Below are 21,695 nucleotides of genomic sequence, written 5' to 3'. Positions count from 1 at the left end.
TCGAAATCCAGTCCGCAAAACCACAAATAGCCCGCATGCATGGGCAGCAGTTGATACAATTCCCGTTCGGAGTGGTTGAACAAATACGAAAGCAGCATCAGTCGAACCATTCGCTCCGGGTCAGCCGCCGGGCGACCGGTGCGTTCCGTATATAGCGGCGCTACCCAATCATGGACGATGGATAAATCAAGCGCCTCGTTGATTTGACGCAGGATGTGCTTTTTCGGCACGAGTTCATCCATATCCACGAATTGAAACATCTGAGGCTGGACAGCCGATGACTTATAGGCTTTCATGTTCAATCACTCTCTCGATTATTTGTTACAGTACAAATTCGACAAAACCGTGGGAAAGACCTGTTTAAGCGGACTTTTTCACCGGACTTTTAAAGCTGCTCTCCGATTCATCCTCAATGATAGCTCGCTTGCCTAACTCGATAGATTCGCTAAATTTACGCAAATTATAGGCATGAACGCCCAACTTATAGTACAGAGTGATTCGCTCATCGGTAGTCAAGAATTCCGTATAATGCAAAATGTACTTTCCCGATTGAAAAGTTTCTTCCAGCTTACTGAAATCATCACGTTCCACTAAATACTTCTGAAGCGCCCCGCGCGCGACAAAGGACTGCATTCCATGGCTTCTGGCATATGCAATCAATGTATCCAACAAGGCCAATTTTATTTCGGTATTGTCCACAAGTTGCTGTACATCGAGCAATAATTTGGCTGCGATTGCTTCGCTATTTTCATCTTCGGATTCTAACAAGTATGAAGCGATCTTTGTGCTTAGGGAGGCATTTTGGAGTGAAAAAGAGTCATAAAGCAGTTTACATAACGTGTCGGAGCGGGGATTTGTTAACATGAATGGATCCAGCACTTCATCGAGGGGAATCTCCAGAACCGATATAATCGGCTGGATGGTTTTATAGTCGGGCCGCCGAATTTCTCCATTCTCGATCTTGGAAATACTCCCGCTGCTCACTCCTGACAATTCGGCCAAATGAGCCTGCGTCATCCCCCGATCTTGTCGGTAGCGTTGAATCAGTTCCCCCAAGGTTGAGAACTCCAGACTGACGGAACTCACGTCCTCACCTTCCTTATAATGGTATTATTCATAGCTACATATTATCATTTCATGATTTTTTTGTAAATGAAATCTCCATAACGACAATTTAACCGATTTTTACTGACGACTTATTTAACGAAGATTTAACCCAAGGTCAACTAATTTGGAAAGTATCCATAATCTCCTACAAATTACAAAGCTGCTGCTATTTCCGTTGAATCAGGCTTACAATTCTCAGAAATTGGTGTAGAATAATAAGTAAAGAATTAAGGAAGTAAAGAAAATTTACATTCATGCATAAATAAAGAAGAGGAGGGGTATACTATGGCAATATCGAATGAGGCGGTGGAGCGTATGGAATGGAAACGTGCACGTGTCTCTCAGAAACGCCAAGTGACTATACCTCAAAAATTTTACGAACAAGCAGGAATTAAAGACGAAGTGGAATTTTGTCTCAAGGTTTAAGCCTACTGTGCTGACGTAGTAGCCCTCCGCCCAAAATTTCCGATTGCCATATTTATACTTCAGGCTGGCATGCTTCTCGAATATCATCAGTGAGCTTTTTCCCTTCAGATATCCCATGAATGATGATACTGAGATTTTTGGAGGAATCGCTACTAGCATATGTACATGATCTGGCATCATGTGACCTTCTAAGATCTCCACTCCCTTGTATTTACATAAACGCTTGAAGATTTCAATCAAGTCTTTTCTCACTTGATTATAAATCTCTTTCCGTCTATACTTCGGGGTGAACACAATGTGGTATTTGCACATCCACTTCGTGTGAGCTAGACTATAGTTCTTGTTTGCCATCTAAGACCATTCCTTTCATTGAGCCTGAACATCTCAATTTTATCGGGATGGTCTTGTTGGTCAAACCCTCGATCCCTCCACCCGCATAGCGGGTGGTTTTTTGTTTCGTGCGTTTCACGCACTCAACGGGCTAAAGCCCATAANCTTTCACACTCAGTTTATCAATTGCTTGGTCATGTGCTTCTTGTTCACGTATATATTTTGCAACGGTTGCTTCATTTAAGCCTACTGTGCTGACGTAGTATCCCTCCGCCCAAAATTTTCGATTGCCATATTTATACTTCAAACCGGCATGCTTCTCGAATATCATCAGTGAGCTTTTTCCCTTCAGATATCCCATGAATGATGATACTGAGATTTTTGGAGGAATCGCTACTAGCATATGTACATGATCTGGCATCATGTGACCTTCTAAGATCTCCACTCCCTTGTATTTACATAAACGCTTGAAGATTTCAATCAAGTCTTTTCTCACTTGATTATAAATCTCTTTCCGTCTATACTTCGGGGTGAATACAATGTGGTATTTGCACATCCACTTTGTGTGAGCTAGACTATAGTTCTTGTTTGCCATCTAAGACCATTCCTTTCATTGAGCCTGAACATCTCAATTTTATCGGGATGGTCTTGTTGGTCAAACCCTCGATCCCTCCACCCGCATAGCGGGTGGTTTTTTGTTTCGTGCGTTTCACGCACTCAACGGGCTAAAGCCCATAATAAAAAAGACCACAACCCTCGCATAGAGTGTCCTCTATGCGCCGTTGTGGTCCCGATCCGTATCTCCGACCGATAGGATGAACTTATATTGGGATGATGAAAGATATGGACCATGTGATCAAGAGGGACCGGGGTCTAGTCTCCCCGGAACGCCCGCTTCATCCGATCGAAGAACGTCTCCTCGTGCCCGCCGTTCGTCTGCTCGCCGCCGCTGGCCGCGAACTGACGGAGCAGCTCCTTCTGTTCGTCATTCAGCTTCGTCGGCGTCACGATGACAACCTTGACATGCTGATCGCCTTGACCGTGGCCACGGAGGCGCGGAACGCCTTTGCCGCGCAGCCGGAAGAAGGTCCCTGTCTGCGTGCCGGCCGGAATTTTGAGCTTGACCTTCTCGGTCAGCGTCGGGATTTCAATCTCATCGCCCAGCGCCGCCTGCGCAAAGGTGAGCGGCACCTCGCAGTAGATGTCGTCGCCGTCGCGCTCGAAAAATTCATGCGGCTTCACGCGGATGACGATATACAAGTCACCGTTCGGACCGCCGCGCAATCCGCTCTCGCCTTCTCCGCTCATGCGCAATTGGGCTCCATCGTCTACCCCTGCCGGAATGCGCACATGAATAACGCGCTGCTTTTTCACGGTTCCGCTGCCATGGCAGGTGCCGCATTTCTCGCGGATAATTTTGCCCTTGCCTTGACATACCGTACAAGTGCGCCGGTTGACCATGCGGCCGAACGCCGTATTTTGCACGACCTCCTGCTGTCCCGATCCACGGCAGGCCGAGCAGGTATCCGGCTTCGTGCCAAGCTTGGCCCCGGTCCCGAAGCAGGTGTCGCACTGCTCTGTCCGCGGAATCGTAATATCCGTCTCTTTGCCGAAGACAGCTTCCTTGAATTCAATCTGCATCGTATACTGCAGATCGCTGCCTCGCTGCGGCGCATTCGGATCGCGCGTGCGTCCTCCTCCGCCGAAGAACATATCGAAAATGTCGCCGAATCCGCCGAAATCGCCGGAGAACCCGCCTCCGCCCATGCCCTGATTCGGATCTACATGCCCGTACTGGTCATACATCGCCCGCTTCTGATCGTCGCCAAGCACATCGTACGCTTCCTTCACTTCCTTGAACTTCTCTTCCGCGTCCGCTGCCTTGTTCACGTCCGGGTGATATTGACGCGCAAGCTTCCGGTAGGCTTTTTTGATTTCATCCTCGCTAGCCCCTTTGCTTACGCCGAGCACTTCATAGTAATCTCGCTTTTGCGCCACTCTTCCACCCCCATTGCAACTTGAAAGCCCGGTATCCCGCGCCCGTCCCGCTGTAACCTGCGGAAGGGGCCGGACCGCCGGACAGGTGCCGCATGGCGCTCACGCCATGCCGTTCCGCATTCTTCATTGTAAACAGGCAAAGCCAAAGCCGGGCGAAACCCGGCTTTGACCCTGTCCATCCGCGCTTATTTCTTGTCTTCGTCCACGACTTCGTAATCGGCATCGACTACATTATCTTTTTTGGCCGCGCCGTCATTCCCTTGCTGTTGACCGGCCTGCTGCGCTTGCGCCGCCTGTTCATACAGCTTCACGGACAGCTGCTGCACAACTTCGGACAGCTTCTCGGTCGCCGCTTTGATTTCGTCGATATTGTCGCTTTCGAGCGCCTTTTTCACATTTTCCTTGGCTTCGTTCGCCTTGTCGATCTCGGCTTGGTCGACCTTGTCGCCCAAGTCCTTCAACGTTTTCTCTGTCGTATATACCAATTGGTCGGCGTTGTTCTTCACTTCGACCATTTCTTTGCGTTTCTTGTCTTCTTCCGCATGCAGTTCCGCTTCCTTCATCATGCGGTCGATCTCTTCGTCGCTCAAGCCGCTGGAGGACGTGATCGTGATGTTCTGCATCTTGCCGGTTCCTTTGTCCTGGGCAGATACTTTGACGATGCCGTTCGCGTCGATGTCGAACGTAACTTCGATTTGCGGCACGCCGCGCGGCGCCGGCGGAATGTCTCCCAGCATGAAGCGTCCCAGCGTCTTGTTGTCCGCCGCCATCGAACGCTCCCCTTGCAGGACATGAATCTCGACGCTCGTCTGATTGTCCGCATACGTCGAGAAGATCTGCGACTTGCTCGTCGGGATCGTCGTATTGCGCTCGATCATTTTCGTGAATACGCCGCCTGCCGTCTCGATTCCAAGGGAAAGCGGAGTGACGTCGAGCAGGACGACATCCTTCACGTCGCCGGTCAGTACGCCCGCCTGCACGGCTGCGCCCAGCGCGACGACTTCGTCCGGATTCACGCCTTTATGCGGCTCTTTGCCGGTCAGTTTTTTGATCGCTTCCTGGACGGCTGGAATCCGGGTCGATCCGCCGACGAGGACGACTTTGTCGATATCGGACGGTGTCATGCCCGCATCCTGCAGCGCTTGGCGCGTCGGGCCGAGCGTGCGCTCCACCAGATGCGCGGACAGTTCCTCGAACTTGGCGCGCGTCAGGTTCAGCTCCAAGTGCTGCGGAACGCCGTCGACAACCGTAATGAACGGCAAGCTGATCGTCGTCGTCAATACGCCGGACAGCTCTTTTTTCGCTTTTTCCGCGGCATCCTTCAGACGCTGCACAGCCGCTTTGTCTTTGCTCAGGTCAATGCCTTGCTCTTTTTTGAATTCCGCTACCAAGTAGTCGATAATCACTTGGTCGAAGTCGTCTCCGCCCAACTGGTTATCGCCGCTCGTCGCTTTCACTTCGAAGAAGCCGTCGCCCAATTCGAGGATCGAGACGTCAAATGTGCCTCCGCCCAAGTCGTAGACGAGAATGGTATGGTCGCCTTCTTTGTCCGCGCCGTAAGCAAGCGCAGCCGCTGTCGGCTCGTTCACGATGCGAAGCACTTCGAGACCCGCGATCTTGCCGGCATCCTTCGTCGCCTGGCGCTGGGAATCGTTGAAGTACGCCGGTACGGTAATAACCGCCTGCGTTACCGTTTGGCCCAAATAAGCCTCTGCGTCGGATTTGAGCTTCTGCAAAATCATGGCAGAAATTTCTTGCGGTGTATACGATTTGTCGTCGATCGTCGTCTTATGCGCCGAGCCCATATGACGCTTAATCGAGCTGATCGTGCGATCCGGGTTCGTAATCGCCTGGCGCTTCGCCGTTTCCCCGACGATGCGCTCCCCGTCTTTTTTGAAGCCGACAACCGAAGGGGTTGTGCGGGCGCCTTCCGGATTCGGAATGACGACGGCTTCGCCGCCCTCCATTACCGCAACACAAGAGTTGGTCGTTCCCAAGTCAATACCGATAACTTTACTCATTGCAAATGTAACCTCCTCAACTGGCTCTCAATCTATTTCATATTAACCAAGCGGATAGCATGTGAACGCCATCTCTTAGCCGCTTACCTTGACCATCGCCGGGCGAAGCACCCGATCCTTGAGCATATAGCCCTTCTGGACTTCTTCCACGACGATGCCTTCCTCATGCTCTTCCGATTCCACCTGCATAATCGCCTGATGGAATTCCGGGTTGAACGGCTCGCCCACGGCGTTCATCGCCTTCACGCCTTCCTGCTCCAGCACCTGCATGAATTGGCGGAAGATCATGTCCACGCCTTTGACGAACGATTGCTCTTCGCTGCCCGTCTGGGCTGCGGCCAAGGCGCGCTCGAAGTTGTCGAGCACCGGCAGCAGCTGGGTCACCAGCTTGGACGATGCGTACTGAGCCAGTTCTTCCTTCTCCTTCATCGTGCGGCGGCGGAAATTATCGAAATCCGCCTGGGCACGCAGCAGGCGCTGCTGAAGCTCCTCCGCTTGCTCGCGGGCCTCCTTCAGCTCTGCAGGCTCTTCCTCCGCTTCCTCCGCTGGCTTGGCTTCCGCTTCGGATGTCTCCTCGGCCTCCTGCTTATGCTCAACGTCGGCTGCTTCCACAGCCTCCGAGTCCACCTGTTCATTCCTGTCCATCTTCTCTTCTTGTTCCGGGTTCAATCCTTGCACCTCCCTTATGTAGTCAAGCCTTCTGTCTTTCTGCTCCGGGAAGCCGGAGCCTTACGCTTCCGGCTTCATCTTAATGACCGTGTGAATCCGCAGCACGGCGGCGGCCACTTCGCCGGCCGCCCGCAGCGCATGGAGCTTCACGGCGGCCGGGTCGACGATGCCGGCCTCGATATAGTCCAGCAGCGCCCCGCTGTCACAATCAATGCCGATGGCATCGGATGCCGACGCGGTCTGCGCCGCCCGCGCTTCCTCCAGCTTCTCCAGCGGGTTGAAGCCGGCGTTCAGCACAATCTGGGCCATCGGCTTGCGCAGCGCCTGCGCCACCGCGGCCACGCCGAACGCTTCCATGCCGCGGACGGTCTCTCTGTAGCGCTCCAGCATGTAGGAGAGCGCCAGCTCCGTCGTGCCGCCGCCCGGCAGGACGCCGCTCTGGATCGCGGCTTGCAGCGCCGCGGCGGCATCCTGGGCGATGCGCGCCCGCTCGCCCACGACCTCGCGCGTGCTCGCTCCCACGATGAGCGTCACCTGCGCGCGGCGCATGCCCGCCGGCTCCGGCGAGCCGCCCGAGCTGAGCGCCGTCTGCGGGGCGTACAGCCGCACGCGCTCCAGGCGCTCATCGTAGCGCACGCAGGCGGTGCGGCCGAGCAGCGGCTCCAGCACCGCCGCATCCTTGGCCAGGGCGGCGCGCTTCAACGGCTTGCCGCCCGTAAGGCGGCAGACGCGCATAATATCTTCGCGGCTGACACGCTGCACGACCATCATATCATGGTCAAGGCAAAATTGCTCCGCTTCCGGATGAAGGCCTCGCTCCAGCACGAGGAAGCCGACCCCCAGCTCGTGAAGACGCTGCAGCCGCTCCATGAATGCCGAGCGGTGAGCCATATACTGCTGGAAGCCGGCTTCGGTCGTCAGCAGCTGCTCGTCGAGCGTGTCCGGTTCGAGCGCATCCTGCAGGATGAGGACGCGGCAGCCGGTCCGTTCCGGCAGCCAATCCCGCTGCAGCGGCTTCTGCTTCAGGAGCACGCCGTGGAACCATTCATTGCCCGCCTTCTCGTGCGCGACGATCTGCTCGGCGAGCCGGTAGGCCGGATCCTGAAGCTGCTCCCAGCCTACCGCCTGTCCCGCCTCCAGCACGAGGCGGACGATGTCGCTCTGTTCCCGCCCCGCGATATGTACCGCGCGGTGCAGCTTCGGGTCGTCCCAGCCGTCAAGCCGAAGCGCCCGTTCCGCCAGCCGGCTGGCCGCGACGCGGATGCCCTCAAGCATCCCGGTCACGACCTTCGCCGCCGGGACGCCTCTCGTCACCTGGGCGACGCCTTCCTGCACCAGCGCACCGGCCAGTACCGTCGCCGTCGTCGTGCCGTCGCCGACCTCGCTCTGCTGGGCGCGCGCCACCTGAATAAGGAGCCGGGCTGCCGGATGGCTCACATCCATTTTCTCCAAAATGGTGACGCCGTCATTGGTAATGACGACGTCGCCATTCGCGCCGACCAGCATGACGTCCAGCCCCTTCGGGCCAAGCGTGCCCTCGACAGCCGAAGCGAGCGCCCGGACGGCATTGGCATTATTCAGGAGCGTCGCATAGCGCTCATCGGTCTCCTGTACTTGTCCTTGTCCTTGAGTCACAAGCCGCCCCCTCCCGATTATTTATACCATTGCTGCATGAATACCGCCATTTGGCCGGACAGATGGTTCAACAGCGTAATGACCTTCGAATACTCCATCCGCGTCGGCCCCAAGATGCCCACCGTGCCCAGGGTCTGTCCGTCGACCGAATAGGTTGCGGTAATCATGCTGCAGTTCGTAATCGCGGCATGCGCATTCTCTTGGCCGATGCGGACCTGAATGCCGGAAGGGGCGGAGCCCACGACCTTGATCAAGGCCGGCGTCTCCTCGAGCAGCTCCCAGATCGTCTTGATCTTGTCGACATCCTGGAATTCCGGCTGGGTCAGCATGTTGGTCGCCCCGCTCAAGTAGACTTGGCGATGGTCGCTATTATCGGCCAGAATGCCTTCCACGAGCGCCATCAGCTCCCGGACATGCGAAACATATTGGTTCATTTCCTGTCCAATCTCGCTATACAGCCGCGAGCGCAGCTTATATAAAGGAACGCCGACAAGCTTCGCGTTCAGCAGGTTAACCACGGTTTCCAGTTCGGAGGCGGAGACGCCCTCGGGCAGCGTCACCGTCTTGTTCTCGACATGGCCTGTACTTGTCACGACAATCGCGACCGCCGTATTCTCGTTCAGCTGCAGAAGCTGGAAATGACGAAGCGAGGCGTCGAAAACTTCCGGCCCCAGCGCGATTGACGTATAATTGGTCAATTGAGACAAAATCGATGCCGTATGCTGTACAATCTCTTCCATTGCTGTTATCTTCTCCGCGAAGGCGGATTTCAACCGCATGACATCTTCGCTGGACAGACGATCAAGCCGAACGAGATGATCGACATAATAACGGTACCCTTTATGAGATGGAATGCGCCCTGCTGACGTGTGCGGCTGCTCCAGATAACCGAGCTCTTCCAGATCGGCCATCTCGTTGCGAATCGTAGCCGGGCTGAAATTGACGTCGCCCCGCTTCGATATGCTGCGAGATCCGACTGGCTCCGCAGAACGGATATAATCATCAATGATGGCATTCAAAATCATACGCTGGCGTTCCGTCAACATGCGCATCCCTCCTTAGATGTAGTAGGATATCCGTTAGCACTCATCATCGTCGAGTGCTAACCGTCACTACAAAAATACCAAACGGACAAGACGATTGTCAAGTCAGTTCGGTACTTTGGGCATGGATTGATATTTCTTCAATTTAGCGGCTTGCTCTCCTTCCATGATGCGCAATCCCTGAACGCACTTTTTTTATACGCCAGGCGATTGTTCGCCTCCGCCAAGTCAGTTGAGCACTTTCAGGACAGCTATCTCATCGCAGCAGTGCCGCTTTTTGCAGTGGACGCAGTCGGTCCATACCTTTTCCGGGAAAATCTCCTTCTCTACGATCTCGAATCCATTCTTTTGAAAAAAACGCGCTTCATATGTTAGGGCCATCACCTTCGGTATCGAACGGGCCTCCGCTTCTTCCAGGAGCTTGTCAACCAGGAGCGAGCCAATCCCACGGCCCTTGCATTCGGGTGCGATCCCTAGCGAGCGGATCTCGACCAGATCGCTCCCGAGCTGGCACAGCGAACCGCAGCCGACCAGCCGCTCATCAAGCTCGGCCACCACGAAGTGCTCCAATTGCTCCTCCAGCACCTTGCGCGAACGGGGAAGCATGATCCCTTGCTCTGCATAAAAACGAATAAGTTCCGTTAAAGCGTCAATGTCTTCCGGTACAGCTTTTCTTACGATGGGTATCATGTTGAGTCCCTCCGAGTGTGACCTGCCTCACATTGTGTTTTACGTATGAATATACAACATGATGCATAGTTTTTCAAGGAGAATTTTCCCTGCGTTCAAGCCTTCCACCCTATCGCCTGCACCCTTATCAATTTCTATTTTCCGCCGGAGACGCCCGCCCCCGCGAAAGCTGCTCATAAAGTACATGACTCGCCTTGTCCAGGACATACTAGCAATAACGCATCGTGTCATGAGAAGGCAGGTGAGTAAGCGCAGTATGACAAAAAGAGTATTATTCATTACCGTCTTTTTCGCGGTCATCGGCTCCATGTTCGTTATTCCGCAAATGATCGACCCTTCGATGGGGGACATCGTGTTCACCTTCGCAGGTGTGCTTATCGGCTCGCTGTTCATGGGCTTGGCCGTTGCTCTCTTCATGCGATTGTTGCTGAAGCGCTAGTCCCGGCTTCCGGCGATAAAATAGAACAAAACCGCCGCAACCTGATTCGATCAAGCTGCGGCGGTCACGCTCTGCTGCGGACATATGCCTCTCGTTATTGCTCCGTTCCTTGCACCAGCGCGCCGACAAAGGCGGCGAACACATCATTGCCGAACAACAGGCCCTGCTCTGTCAGCCGGTAGCCCGCTTCCGTCGGCTCCAGCAGCCCCTCCTTCAGCAGCCGCTTAATCGGCTGAGCGAACACTTTGTCGAGCAGCGCGCCGTTGAATTGCTCCGCGAAGCGCTCGCTGCTTACTCCTTCCAGCATCCGCAGGCCGACCATCATGAAATCTTCCATCGCTTCCGCTTCTTCGACCCGGAATGAATCAAGGCGGGGCAAGCCTTGCTTGCAGGCGTCGTTATACGGAGTGACGCCCTTGATGTTCAGATGCCGCTGCCGCCCGACATAGCCGTGCGCGCCGGCGCCGAGGCCATAGTAGTCCTCATTGCGCCAATAGGTCGTGTTATGCCGGCTCGCATAGCCCGGCCGCGCGAAGTTGCTGATCTCGTACTGATCGTAGCCGGCCGCCTTCATCCGATCCATGATGAGCATATACATGTCGAGCTCTTCCTCTTCGCTCGGAAGCGGCAGCTCGTTGCGGTGGTACATCGCATGGAACAGCGTGTTCTCTTCCACCTTCAGACTGTAAATGGAGAGATGCGGAAGGTCGAGCTCCAACGCTTTCCCGACGCTATGCTCTACCATCTCTACCGTCTGGTTCGGCAGGCCGAACATCAGGTCGATGGACATATTGGCGAATCCGGCCCGCTTCGCATTGTCAATGCTCCGGTAGACGTCGTCCGTATTATGGATGCGGCCGATGCCGGTCAACAGATCATTGTTGAAGGATTGAACCCCGAAGCTGATCCGGTTCACGCCGCCCTCCCGCATGACCTGCAGCTTGTCCGCATCGGTGGTGCCGGGGTTGGCTTCCATCGTGAACTCGATATCCGGGCTCCACTGCGGAAAGGCGCGCCGAACCGAGGCCAGAAAATACTCCATCTGCTCCGGCGTCAAGACGGTCGGCGTTCCTCCGCCGACGAATATCGAATCAATCATCCCGGGGGGATGCTGCTGAACGGTATGCTCCATTTCTTGCTCCAGCGCTCTCAGGTAGTCCATCACCGGCTGCCCTTTGAGCACATAGGAATTAAAATCGCAATAATGGCATTTATTCGTGCAGAACGGGATGTGGATATAGACCGCGCGCGGAGCGCGGCCTTCAGCCGAAGGATGGGCTCCTTCGCTTCGTTCGTTCCGTGTCATGCATATTCCCTCCCATTTCCTGCTTCTATCTTACGTGTCTTCTAGCTTGCTGACTATAAAGTGAGTGTTCAAAAAGGCCGGTTTTCAGCACTGAGAAGGTTGCAGGAACTCGAAGCCATGCTTCCGATGCGAGCTTTGCTTCGCAAAACTTGGAAGGAACCGCGCAATGTAGGCGAGCTACATGAGCTAAAATGTTTCCGCAGGAAACATACTTCGGAAGCATAAGCTATTCAAGAGTGAATGCAAGATTCGATGCCGAGTTGCTTCCTGTATCACCTCGTGATCAAAAGCGGACTTTTTGAACAACTTCTAAAAAAGAGGGAGCATCCGCCCCCTCCCCGCTACTTATTATCATCAATTTTAAGCACGGCCATGAACGCTTCCTGAGGCACTTCCACGCTGCCGACCTGCTTCATGCGCTTCTTGCCTTCCTTCTGCTTCTCCAGCAGCTTCCGCTTCCGGGAGATGTCTCCCCCGTAACATTTGGCCAAGACGTTCTTGCGCATCGCCTTGACTGTCTCGCGGGCGATAATCTTTGTTCCGATCGCGGCCTGCACCGGCACTTCGAACATCTGGCGCGGAATCAGCTCGCGCAGCTTCTCGCACAGCAGCTTGCCCCGATGGTACGCCCGATCCTTGTGCACGATGACCGACAAGGCGTCGACCTGCTCGTTGTTGAGCAGAATGTCCATCTTGACGAGATTCGATTTGCGGTAGCCCGACAGCTCGTAGTCGAACGAAGCATAGCCGCGCGTGCTGGACTTCAGTTGATCGAAGAAATCGTATACGATCTCGGACAGCGGAATCTGGTACGTAATCGTAACCCGGGTCGTGTCGAGATATTGCATATCTACGAATTCGCCGCGCTTGCCCTGGCACAGCTCCATTATCGCGCCGACGAAATCGTTCGGCACGATGATCGTCGCCTTGACGTACGGCTCCTCGACATAGTCGAGCTTGCTCTGATCCGGGTAGTTCGACGGGTTGTCGATCGTCAGCGTTTCTCCGCTCGTCAGCGTCACATGATAAATTACGCTTGGCGCCGTCGTGATAAGCGGAATATTGAATTCGCGCTCGATGCGCTCCTGAATTATCTCCATGTGGAGCAAGCCGAGGAAGCCGCAGCGGAAGCCGAAGCCGAGCGCCGATGAGGTCTCCGGCTCGAAGGAGAGAGAAGCGTCATTCAACTGCAGCTTCTCCAGCGCTTCCCGCAGATCATTATAGTCCGACGTATCAATCGGATACAGCCCGCAGAATACCATCGGATTGATGCGGCGGTAGCCCGGAAGCGGCTCCGCGGTCGGGCGCTTCGCATCGGTGATCGTATCCCCGACGCGGGTGTCGCCCACGTTTTTGATGCCGGCGACGACGAAGCCGACATCGCCCACGTTCAGCTCGTCGATAATGGTCATGCGCGGCTTGAACGCGCCGACCTCGATCACTTCGAATGTCTTGTTCGTAGCCATCATCTTAATCTTGCTGCCCGCGCGAATGGAGCCGTTGACGACCCGGACATACACGATGACGCCCTTGTACGGATCATAGTGAGAGTCGAAGATGAGCGCCTTCAGCGGCTCCTCCGGATCTCCGGTCGGCGGCGGGACTTCCTTCACAATCTGCTCGAGGATCTCGCGGATGCCGATGCCCGCCTTGGCGGAGGCCAGCACCGCATTCGAGCAGTCGAGACCGATCACGTCCTCGATTTCCTGCTTGACCCGCTCCGGTTCGGCGCTTGGCAGATCGATCTTGTTGATGACCGGGAGAATCTCCAGGTTGTTGTCGAGCGCGAGATATACATTCGCCAGCGTCTGCGCTTCGATGCCCTGCGCCGCATCGACGACGAGGAGCGCGCCTTCGCAGGCCGCCAGGCTCCGCGACACCTCATACGTGAAGTCCACGTGGCCCGGAGTATCGATCAGGTTCAGAATGTATTCTTCTCCATCATCCGCCTTGTAGTTCAGGCGGACCGCCTGGAGCTTGATCGTAATTCCGCGTTCCCGCTCCAGATCCATATTGTCAAGGACCTGCGACTGCATTTCCCGGGCGGCCAGCGCTCCCGTATATTCAAGAATCCGGTCAGCAAGGGTTGACTTGCCGTGGTCAATATGCGCAATAATACAAAAATTCCGAATCTTCTTTTGTCGTGACAGCAATTCCGTCATTCGTATTCCATACCCCCACCACTAAGCCAAGTTTCAATTCATTCATTATAACGGATTGAGGGGGCAACAGCAATAAAAAGGCGATTATGGGCCCGCAGCGTCGAAAAACGGCCGATTCCGGATCCGGATTCGTCAGAATAATCCCTCGAACAAACCGACGACGGCGCGGATGCCCGCTTGCGATAACGTCTGCAGCAAGCCTGCCGTCTGATCGGCCAGCTTGTTGACCGCCGCATCCTCAACAGGCGGAAGAACCGGCGCCGGCTGCGGAGCGGCTTCCGGCGGCCACTCCTGCGGCGGATTGTCCGGAACCGCTGCTTCCCGGCCCTGCACGGGCTCCGGTTCGGCCGGACGGCTCGCAAGCGGCTCTTGAGCGGGCCGCTCAGGCCAGGCCGAATCGGCAGGAACGGAGCTCCGGTTCGCATCGACCGGACCGTATATCCGCTCGATGCTGAGGGAGGTCACCTCCATTCCGATGAAGACGCCGACAACCAACAGAACCATCATGCCTGCTACCTGCTTCGCAAAGCGGGACATAGCGCTAGCCTCCTTATCTCATTCTTCCATCGGTCCATTCGTTGAAACCGTTGCAGCTCCTCAACCATTGGCCGCCGGCGGATCGTTCTTCCGGCTTGCCGTATTCCGTTCAGGCGCCTGACGCTTCTGTTCGTTCTGCCCCGGCTTCATCACCTTCTTCGCGTTCGTCTTCTCGCGGACGATCTCCGCAATCAGATCTGCCAATACCTCCGCGGTCCGATAATTTTCCTCCAGCGTATTGTCGATGCCCCCGATCTCCATAATTACGCTGTTCGGCGACAAGGACTGATTGTATTCCCCGTTCCCCTGGGCCGTCGACTTGCCCCAGATTCCCCTTGAGACGCCGGGATACCGCTCCTCCAGCCGGTCATGAATTTCCTTGGCGAACTTCTCGTTCTCTCTCCAATCGGGGTTGGCGCGGCCAATGACAAAATAAACTTGGGCGTAAGAGGTTCCGTCTATCTCGACCGTGGAATCTTTGCGACGCAGCGCGTCCCGGTGAATGTCGAAGAAGAACTGGAGATCCTGATGCTCCGCCATCGCCTGCTTTACCGTTTGCTTCGAGTATTTGTAGGAATAGTTCCAGCTATACCCTTTGATCGTGGATGCATAGTCCTGATTGGAATGAACGGCTCCGATCCCTCGCTTCTGCAGTTCCTTTTGCAAATGCTTGCCGACCAGCGTCACGTTGATTTTGGCATCGTTCGGGTTCGTGCTCTCCTTCTTCAATTCCGGGTTCCATGACTCCCGGTTATGCGAATGGTAGATAAAGACACAATCTTTCAGATTGGAGCTCTGCCCGCTTCCTTCCGAATCCGACGGGGGCTCGGGCTGCACCGTCTGGGGCGGAGCCCCTCCACCGGAATCGTCAACCGGCTCTCCCCCGTGCTCCGGGAAGGTTGATTCCGCCGGAGGCGAAGGATAATCGACCGGCCCCTTGGCCGATTGGTTCCCGGTGCCCAATCGGAGCGGAATCGCTTGTTCGCTGTTCAGTCCCGGAACCTCTCCGGCGAGCAGCGATTTCGGATCAAGCGGATTCACATTGGTCGCCATTTGTACGAGAAATTGGGCAATCTGTGTCCGGGTAAGGGAAGATTCCCCCTCTCCAGAGGGCAGATTCGGCATTTCCATCGCAAGCATATCGACAAAAATGCGGCTGGACAGCTGAGCCGCGACTCCCTTCATCGAAGCGAGCGGCGATGAATCCAGCTTCTGTTCAAGCAACCCTCCCAGGCCAAGCACGATAAAAAACATGGCGGAAGCAATCGATAATAGCAGAAATGTGCGTCCCATGAGCAGCGTCTGCATCCACTTCTGCTTCCATTTGGCAACATTGACCGTGCGGAACATAGAAATGCCCTCCTTTATCCTGCTGTCTCACTCTCTCAATCCATTGCGAGAGTGCATTTAGTAGAATCTATGAGGGCATTCTATGAGATAGAACTATATTTTTCGATGCTCCGCGCCAGGAAGAGAGAATAGAATGACCGTGCCGCCGCCCGGTTCGCTGCTTGCCTCCAGCGTGCAGCCATGCGCTTCGGCCAGTTGTCTCGAGATCGCCATGCCCAGGCCGCTGCCTTCGGCCGCCCGATCGGTAGACAGGCCGCGGTAATAGCGCGTGAACAAATGACTGAGCGTCTCCGCATCCATGCCCGCGCCGTCGTCCCGGAACTCCAGCGCATCCTCGCCCTCCCGCACAACAAAGGAGACTCGAAGCGATGTGCCCGGCGGATTGTGAAGAAAGGCATTCATGCAAATATTTTCTATGATTCTGCGAAAATATCTCGGATCGAACGAGAACCATACCGGAATCTCCGGCCGCCGATAGTCAATGAGCGCCTTCGGATGATCCGGCAAATTGAGAATGCCATCGAGCGTCTCCTCCAGCCACGCATCGATACATAGCCGCTCCCGCTGCAGCGGCAGACTTCCGCTCTGCAGCCGATAGGTGAGATTCAAATCCTGCAGCAGCCGATCCATCCATTCCGCCTTCTCTGTCATGATGCCGGCGAATTCGGCCACCTCTTCCCGCGACCAATCGTATTGCTTCGCTTCCAGCATGCGCGCGTAGCCTAGAATAGAGGCAAGCGGCGTCTTCAGATCATGGGACAGGCCCGCAAGCCACTCCTCGCGCTGCCGCTCATGCCGCCGGCGATCCTCCTCGGCGGAGCGGAGCCGGGAAGCAAGCAGGCGGAGCGCCTGCATGACGTCTTCATAAATTCGGTAATTCCGCTTCAGCTTGCCGCTGCGCCGTTCCGAACGCGGCAGCCCGCGATGATCGGCCGGCTCCTCATAGATGCCGTCCGCAATCCGCTCCGTCCAGCGCATCACATGCAGCTGAGGACGGGCAAGCCTGGCGCTCTGCCACCAGGCCATGAACAGAAACACCATGATCATCGTCGCGACGACGCCCCCAAGCGCAAGCAGAAAGATTTCTTGATAGGACCCGATGCGAAATCCGGCGGCAGTCACGGCCGCTCCGTCCGTCTGATGAGGCATTTGGAGCACCCATGTATCGCCCGTGGCCGGATTGTACCGGTACGCGAGCACATAGGCATATTGCTCCGGCTGCAGCGACCGCAGCGCAATCTCCTGCAGCGTCAACCGCTCGACGGCGCCCGCCGGCTTGTTCCAGGATTCCAGGGCGCGGCCGGCGGCATCCAGGCGGGTCACCCATGCGTCATGCGGCGCCAGGAGCCTGCGGACGGATTCCGCAGCCGAATCCCCTTCCTCCCGCGAGGCCAGCCATTCATCCAGCAGCCGCGATTGGAGCGGGTATATCCCGTATAGCAGCGTAATGTTGCGGCCGCCGACGGAGCGAATAAAAATAAAGATCCCGTACTTGCTGGGCAGCTCCCTCTGCACGTAGGCGACCGCTTCTCCCGGCGCATATTGGGTCGGCATGTCGGGGGGCGCGTTGAAGGACTCGACTACCTTGCCGTCCTCATCGAGCACCTGCAGCCACCCCCCGCTCTCTGTCAGCCGCTGGAGCACCTCATCCGGCCAGACGACCCGCCCCTGCCGATTCACCTCCACCGATTCGACAATCCGGGTCAGCTGGCTGGTTGGCAGATTGCGGCTCATGTCCAACGCGCTCATCCGCTCTGCGACCCACAGGAAAGCCGCAAGCATGCAGCCGAGCAGCATGGCGCCAATTAGGAGCCATTGCCCTGCGTAATGCCAGGCCAGCCGTCTGCCTGATTTCATAAGCCGGACCTCCCGCTCGGGCGTCCGTGGCCGTCCTGAACGGGCGGCACCAGCTTATAGCCCATGCCGCGCACCGTGACGAGGAGGCGAGGCCTGCCCGGCACTTCTTCGATTCGCTCGCGGATGCGATGGATATGGACCATAACGGTATTGTCATCGCTCATCGCGTCGCAGCCCCATACCCGTTCATATAACTCCTGCTTCGTGAACATCCGGTTCGGATGCCGGCAAAAGAACAGCAGGAGTTGAAACACCATCGCCGGACATTCCACCGGAACCCCGTCGACCCGCAGCTCGCCAGCCGCTTCGTCGACCGAGAATCTTCCATAGACATAACGGGCCGGCAGAGCCGCCTTCGGCTCCGGAGCCGGCTTTCCCGCGGACGCCAGATATCGCTTGAGCTGGGCCTTGACCCGCGCCGCCAGTTCCAACGGATTGAACGGCTTCGTCACATAATCGTCCCCGCCTAGCGCGAAGCCGGTCAGCTTGTCCAGATCGGTCGTCCGGGCCGTCACGAATATAATCGGGGCATCTGTCGCCTCGCGCAGGAACGGAGCCAGCTCGAAGCCGCTTTTTCCCGGAAGCATCACATCCAGCACGATCAAATGGACGGCATGGCTGGCGCAATACCGGACCGCCTCCTCTCCCGTGCTTACGCACACCACGTCCGCAAACCCTTCCTTGCCGAGCACCGTCCTCACCATTTTGCCAATGGCGGAGTCGTCCTCGACGATTAAGATTCGGCCTTCATAGATGTTCATCTTGCCGTATTCCTCCTTCGCGGCTCTTCCTTCGGCTCCCTGATTGGCTTTTATTTCATTGTACCATGCCCGCCTGTCTCCATTTCGAACGCAATCTTAACGCTATCTTAACGGAATCCCGCTTCCCGGCGGAATAAACGTCATTGTTAAGCTAAAAATGAACTGGCGTTACGGTAATGTTCAATCCGGAGGATTATGATGAAAACAGAGGACAGACCAAGAAAGGAAGTTGACTCATGAAGAAACGCACTCTCGCCGTATGCATGTTGGCCCTCTCCTCTGTAATCGCCATGAGCGGTTGCGCGGAGAATGCAGGCGGTCACAAGGAGAACCCCGCGGACGAGACCCGCATGTCAAAGGAAGAGGAACCAGGTTCAGTCGATAACCGGAAAGCAGACGAAGATCAGCCGCAGAAAACAGAGGCACAAGAAACGCTGGTCCAAAAGACGGTGACAGGCGACGACGTCAGCGGCTGGATCGCCGGTCAAGAGGCGGCCAAGCTGTATGAGCATTTTTCGCCGGAGTTCCAGGAGCAGGTAACTGCCGAGGATATCGATAAGCTGCTTCGCCAAGCATGGAAAAAGGGAGAGGCGCCGGTTCAAATCTCGCGCCTGGCGGCGGACGGTGCGGAGACATATGTCTGGAGCAGCAAAGACGGCAAGATGTACATTTCCGCCTTTCTGCGCGAAGGCCGGATTCACGGCCTGCTCCTGCGTCCGTCCGACCCCCGGTCCACGGATGAGAAGTATACGCGCCATGCCTACCGGATGCCGTTCGAGGGGGAATGGACGGTCGCCTGGGGAGGAACCAATGCCATGCTGAATTATCATTACGAATATCCAACGCAGCGGTATGCGTATGATTTGTTCATCGTGCGCGACGGGGCCAGCCTGGAAGGAGATCCGAAGGATAACGCCAGCTACTTCGCGTTCGGACAGCCCGTCGTGGCTCCGCTCGGCGGCAAGGTCGTCAAGGTCGTGGACGGCCACCCGGACAATGTTCCGTTCGAGAAGCCGCTCACAGAGGAAGCAGCAGGCAATCACGTCGTCATCGATCACGGCAACGGCGAATACAGCGTGCTGGCCCACTTCAAACAGAACTCTATTCTGGTGAAGGAAGGCGATACGGTGAAGCAGGGCGAGCGGCTCGGCCTGTGCGGCAATTCCGGCAATTCCTCGGATGCCCACATTCACTTCCAGGTGTCCGACAACCCTTCTCTCGAGACAGGGTCATCCCTTCGCATCCGGTTCGCGGATGGTGGCGATCCGGTTCGCGGAGACCTGGTCCGGGGTCAGGACAAGAAGTGAGCGAGCGGCGTGCGGGTCGTGCGGAGCAGCATGCGCAGTTCAGCTCGTGCGGAGAGCGTCCGCGGGGTACATTCGCGGTACGCGAAAATCCGGCAGCATGGGGCTTATGCGGAGCAGCATGCGCTTATGCGGAGCAGCATGCGCTTATGCCGTTCAGCATGCGCTTATGCCGTTCAGCATGGGGCTTATGCCGTTCAGCATGCGCTTATGCCGTTCAGCATGGGGCTTATGCGGTGCAGCATGCGCTTATGCCGTTCAGCATGGGGCTTATGCGGTGCAGCATGCGCTTATGCCGTTCAGCATATGCTGGTTAGTAAGTTTGCGATTAGTGAAGCTTCAGGAGCGTGCAGATCATTCAACAAGCGCAGATTCAGTTCGACGATAAGCCGCGCCCGGGCCATCGGCATCAAAAAAACACCCGCCAAGGGTGTTTTTTCGGGGTGCCGAGGAATTTTCCTTGGGCATGCCTCAAGTGAGCGGCGAAATGGCTGCCACCGCTTCGGATAAGTCGTCTTGTCCGGTGCAGCGTTGAAAATTGCTGCATAGCTGCAGCAATTTGCGTTAGTTGGGCTGCTATGGGGGAGAATTCCTGCAAAACTACATCATTTTCGCAATTTCTATCAACTATTTAAGCGATATGGCAGAAATTCCTGCACTTTTGCAGGAACTCCAAGGTGGCATCGATACGTCGATAGAAATGGAGTCTGTAAAATAGTTTGTGTAAACTCCAAAACCTATTAAAATGGAACTAATAGAAAGGTTGGGAGAACACATGGGACTATGGACGAAAGAGCAACTACGAGCGTTTATTAAAGAGAACAAGCTCATGACCGCGAAAGATGCGCAAAACGCCTTGAAGGATCTGTTCGCCGAGACGATTCAGGAAATGCTGGAGGCCGAGATGGACACGCATCTGGGCTATGAGAAGCATGAGAAAGCGGAGAAGACCACCTCCAATTCACGCAATGGCAAGAGCCGCAAGAAGATCACCAGTGAGTATGGGGAGCAAGAGATTTCGGTGCCCCGCGACCGGCAAGGTGAGTTCGAGCCACTGGTGGTGAAAAAGTATCAGTCGAACGTGACCGGCATTGAGGATCAGATCATTGCGCTCTATGCCAAGGGCGTAAGCACACGGGAGATTCAGGATCATCTCCAGCAGCTATACGGCATTGAGGTGTCCCCTACGCTTATCTCCAATGTCACCAACAAGATCATGCCCCTGGTCAAAGAATGGCAAAACCGGCCGCTGCAAAGCGTGTATGCCGTTGTATTTTTGGACGCCATTCACTTTAAAGTGAAGCAAGATGGCGCCATCGTCAATAAGGCGGCTTACATGGTCATCGGCATCGATTTGGATGGCAACAAGGATGTTCTGGGCATCTGGATCGGCGAGAATGAATCTGCAAAGTTCTGGCTGAGCGTGCTGAATGAGTTGAAGAATCGCGGCGTACAGGACATTCTCATTACGTGTGTGGACAACCTGACCGGCTTCTCGCAGGCCATCACCGCATGCTATCCACAGACGGAGATTCAGAAATGCATCATTCATCAGATTCGCAATTCAACGCGCTATGTGTCCTACAAGGACCTAAAGAAGGTCACTGCCGATCTGAAGCCGATCTACAAGGCGAGCACGGAAGAAGCCGCTCTTGTGGAATTGGATCGCTTTGAAGAAGTCTGGGGAACGAAGTACCCGCTCATTATCCGTTCCTGGCGCAACAATTGGGATGAGCTCGCGACCTTCTTCAAGTTTCCGCCAGAGATCCGTAAGTTGATTTATACCACAAACATCATCGAGAGCTACCATCGCCAACTTCGCAAAGTGACCAAGGGCAAGAGCATCTTCCCGACGGACGAGGCGTTGCTGAAGATGCTGTACCTGGCGACGATGGATGTGACTCGCAAATGGACGGGGCGCGTGCAGAACTGGGGACAAATCCTCCTCCAGCTCTCCATCTTCTTCCCGGATCGGGTCGGACAACATTTAAGCTAAGGGGCGAACCGCCCCCGAGGGGGCTTCATCATCAATGCGTTTACACAAAACTCTTGACAGACCC

At 55.6% G+C, this 21,695-nt stretch carries 19 protein-coding genes and 1 pseudogene; 4 read left to right on the top strand and 16 right to left on the bottom strand.

The window, feature by feature from the left end:
* Both ABD76_RS28305 and ABD76_RS28300 read right to left on the bottom strand, forming a co-directional pair.
* The coding region (locus tag ABD76_RS28305) for a transposase (RefSeq protein WP_197253959.1) at positions 1-296 on the bottom strand (296 nt) is incomplete at its 3' end.
* A gap of 64 nt (positions 297-360) precedes the next feature.
* Complete coding sequence (locus ABD76_RS28300) at positions 361-1,086, bottom strand: helix-turn-helix domain-containing protein (RefSeq protein ID WP_197260195.1); 726 nt, start codon at positions 1,084-1,086, stop codon at positions 361-363.
* Positions 1,087-1,392: 306 nt separating this feature from the next.
* Here ABD76_RS28300 and ABD76_RS28295 point away from each other — a divergent pair, with 306 nt between their 5' ends.
* Positions 1,393-1,533: an AbrB/MazE/SpoVT family DNA-binding domain-containing protein gene (locus ABD76_RS28295; protein ID WP_197260196.1), complete on the top strand. Its 141-nt coding sequence runs from the start codon at positions 1,393-1,395 to the stop codon at positions 1,531-1,533.
* On the opposite strand, the pseudogene tnpA (ABD76_RS28290) reads toward ABD76_RS28295, so the two are convergent.
* From tnpA (ABD76_RS28290) to ABD76_RS28255, 8 genes and pseudogenes are all read right to left on the bottom strand, one after another.
* Positions 1,504-1,884, bottom strand: a pseudogene (gene tnpA / locus ABD76_RS28290) (IS200/IS605 family transposase); the annotation flags it as partial. The gene ABD76_RS28295 and the pseudogene tnpA (ABD76_RS28290) overlap by 30 nt on opposite strands.
* A gap of 144 nt (positions 1,885-2,028) precedes the next feature.
* Positions 2,029-2,458: IS200/IS605 family transposase (gene tnpA / locus ABD76_RS28285; protein WP_242069860.1), on the bottom strand; the 430-nt coding region annotated here is incomplete at its 3' end.
* Positions 2,459-2,736: 278 nt separating this feature from the next.
* A complete protein-coding gene (gene dnaJ, locus ABD76_RS28280; RefSeq protein ID WP_197260193.1) occupies positions 2,737-3,861 on the bottom strand; it encodes a molecular chaperone DnaJ in 1,125 nt (374 codons plus the stop codon).
* A gap of 185 nt (positions 3,862-4,046) precedes the next feature.
* On the bottom strand, positions 4,047-5,882 hold the full coding sequence (dnaK, locus tag ABD76_RS28275; RefSeq protein ID WP_197260192.1) for a molecular chaperone DnaK: 1,836 nt from the start codon (positions 5,880-5,882) through the stop codon (positions 4,047-4,049).
* A 75-nt stretch (positions 5,883-5,957) separates the two neighbouring features.
* Entirely contained in the window at positions 5,958-6,551 is a 594-nt protein-coding gene (grpE, locus tag ABD76_RS28270; RefSeq protein ID WP_197260191.1) for a nucleotide exchange factor GrpE, read from the bottom strand.
* A 60-nt stretch (positions 6,552-6,611) separates the two neighbouring features.
* Positions 6,612-8,186 (bottom strand): TCP-1/cpn60 chaperonin family protein, encoded by a 1,575-nt coding sequence (locus tag ABD76_RS28265; protein WP_197260190.1) that lies wholly within the window; start codon positions 8,184-8,186, stop codon positions 6,612-6,614.
* 17 nt (positions 8,187-8,203) lie between these two features.
* A complete protein-coding gene (hrcA, locus tag ABD76_RS28260) occupies positions 8,204-9,232 on the bottom strand; it encodes a heat-inducible transcriptional repressor HrcA (protein WP_197260189.1) in 1,029 nt (342 codons plus the stop codon).
* A 225-nt stretch (positions 9,233-9,457) separates the two neighbouring features.
* Positions 9,458-9,919, bottom strand: a complete 462-nt coding sequence (locus ABD76_RS28255) for an N-acetyltransferase (RefSeq protein ID WP_197260188.1) — start codon at positions 9,917-9,919, stop codon at positions 9,458-9,460.
* Positions 9,920-10,175: 256 nt separating this feature from the next.
* Between ABD76_RS28255 and ABD76_RS28250 the strand changes: the two genes are divergently transcribed.
* Positions 10,176-10,358, top strand: a complete 183-nt coding sequence (locus ABD76_RS28250) for a hypothetical protein (RefSeq protein WP_168179293.1) — start codon at positions 10,176-10,178, stop codon at positions 10,356-10,358.
* A 94-nt stretch (positions 10,359-10,452) separates the two neighbouring features.
* On the opposite strand, the gene hemW is transcribed toward ABD76_RS28250, so the two are convergent.
* The 6 genes from hemW to ABD76_RS28220 form a co-directional block, all read right to left on the bottom strand.
* Complete coding sequence (gene hemW / locus ABD76_RS28245) at positions 10,453-11,664, bottom strand: radical SAM family heme chaperone HemW (RefSeq protein WP_197260187.1); 1,212 nt, start codon at positions 11,662-11,664, stop codon at positions 10,453-10,455.
* Positions 11,665-12,005: 341 nt separating this feature from the next.
* Complete coding sequence (gene lepA, locus ABD76_RS28240) at positions 12,006-13,826, bottom strand: translation elongation factor 4 (RefSeq protein WP_197260186.1); 1,821 nt, start codon at positions 13,824-13,826, stop codon at positions 12,006-12,008.
* A 132-nt stretch (positions 13,827-13,958) separates the two neighbouring features.
* The gene (locus tag ABD76_RS28235; protein WP_197260185.1) at positions 13,959-14,363 is read right to left on the bottom strand and encodes a translation initiation factor 2; all 405 of its coding nucleotides are present in this window, start codon (positions 14,361-14,363) and stop codon (positions 13,959-13,961) included.
* 60 nt (positions 14,364-14,423) lie between these two features.
* On the bottom strand, positions 14,424-15,713 hold the full coding sequence (locus ABD76_RS28230) for a stage II sporulation protein P (protein WP_197260184.1): 1,290 nt from the start codon (positions 15,711-15,713) through the stop codon (positions 14,424-14,426).
* Between the two features lie 93 nt (positions 15,714-15,806).
* Positions 15,807-17,570: a sensor histidine kinase gene (locus ABD76_RS28225; RefSeq protein WP_197260183.1), complete on the bottom strand. Its 1,764-nt coding sequence runs from the start codon at positions 17,568-17,570 to the stop codon at positions 15,807-15,809.
* Positions 17,567-18,331: a response regulator transcription factor gene (locus tag ABD76_RS28220; protein ID WP_197260182.1), complete on the bottom strand. Its 765-nt coding sequence runs from the start codon at positions 18,329-18,331 to the stop codon at positions 17,567-17,569. The genes ABD76_RS28225 and ABD76_RS28220 overlap by 4 nt, the downstream gene beginning before the upstream one ends.
* Positions 18,332-18,567: 236 nt before the next feature.
* On the opposite strand from ABD76_RS28220, the gene ABD76_RS28215 reads away from it, so the two are divergent.
* Together ABD76_RS28215 and ABD76_RS28210 are read left to right on the top strand one after the other, a co-directional pair.
* Positions 18,568-19,638 (top strand): M23 family metallopeptidase, encoded by a 1,071-nt coding sequence (locus ABD76_RS28215; protein WP_197260181.1) that lies wholly within the window; start codon positions 18,568-18,570, stop codon positions 19,636-19,638.
* Positions 19,639-20,410: 772 nt separating this feature from the next.
* A complete protein-coding gene (locus ABD76_RS28210; RefSeq protein WP_197255154.1) occupies positions 20,411-21,631 on the top strand; it encodes an IS256 family transposase in 1,221 nt (406 codons plus the stop codon).
* Positions 21,632-21,695 lie beyond the last annotated feature (64 nt).

This window comes from Paenibacillus dendritiformis, from assembly GCF_015845845.1.
Lineage (GTDB): Bacteria > Bacillota > Bacilli > Paenibacillales > Paenibacillaceae > Paenibacillus_B > Paenibacillus_B dendritiformis_C.
Note: the sequence above shows the minus strand (reverse complement) of the source record. Positions and strands in the feature narration are given on the sequence as shown.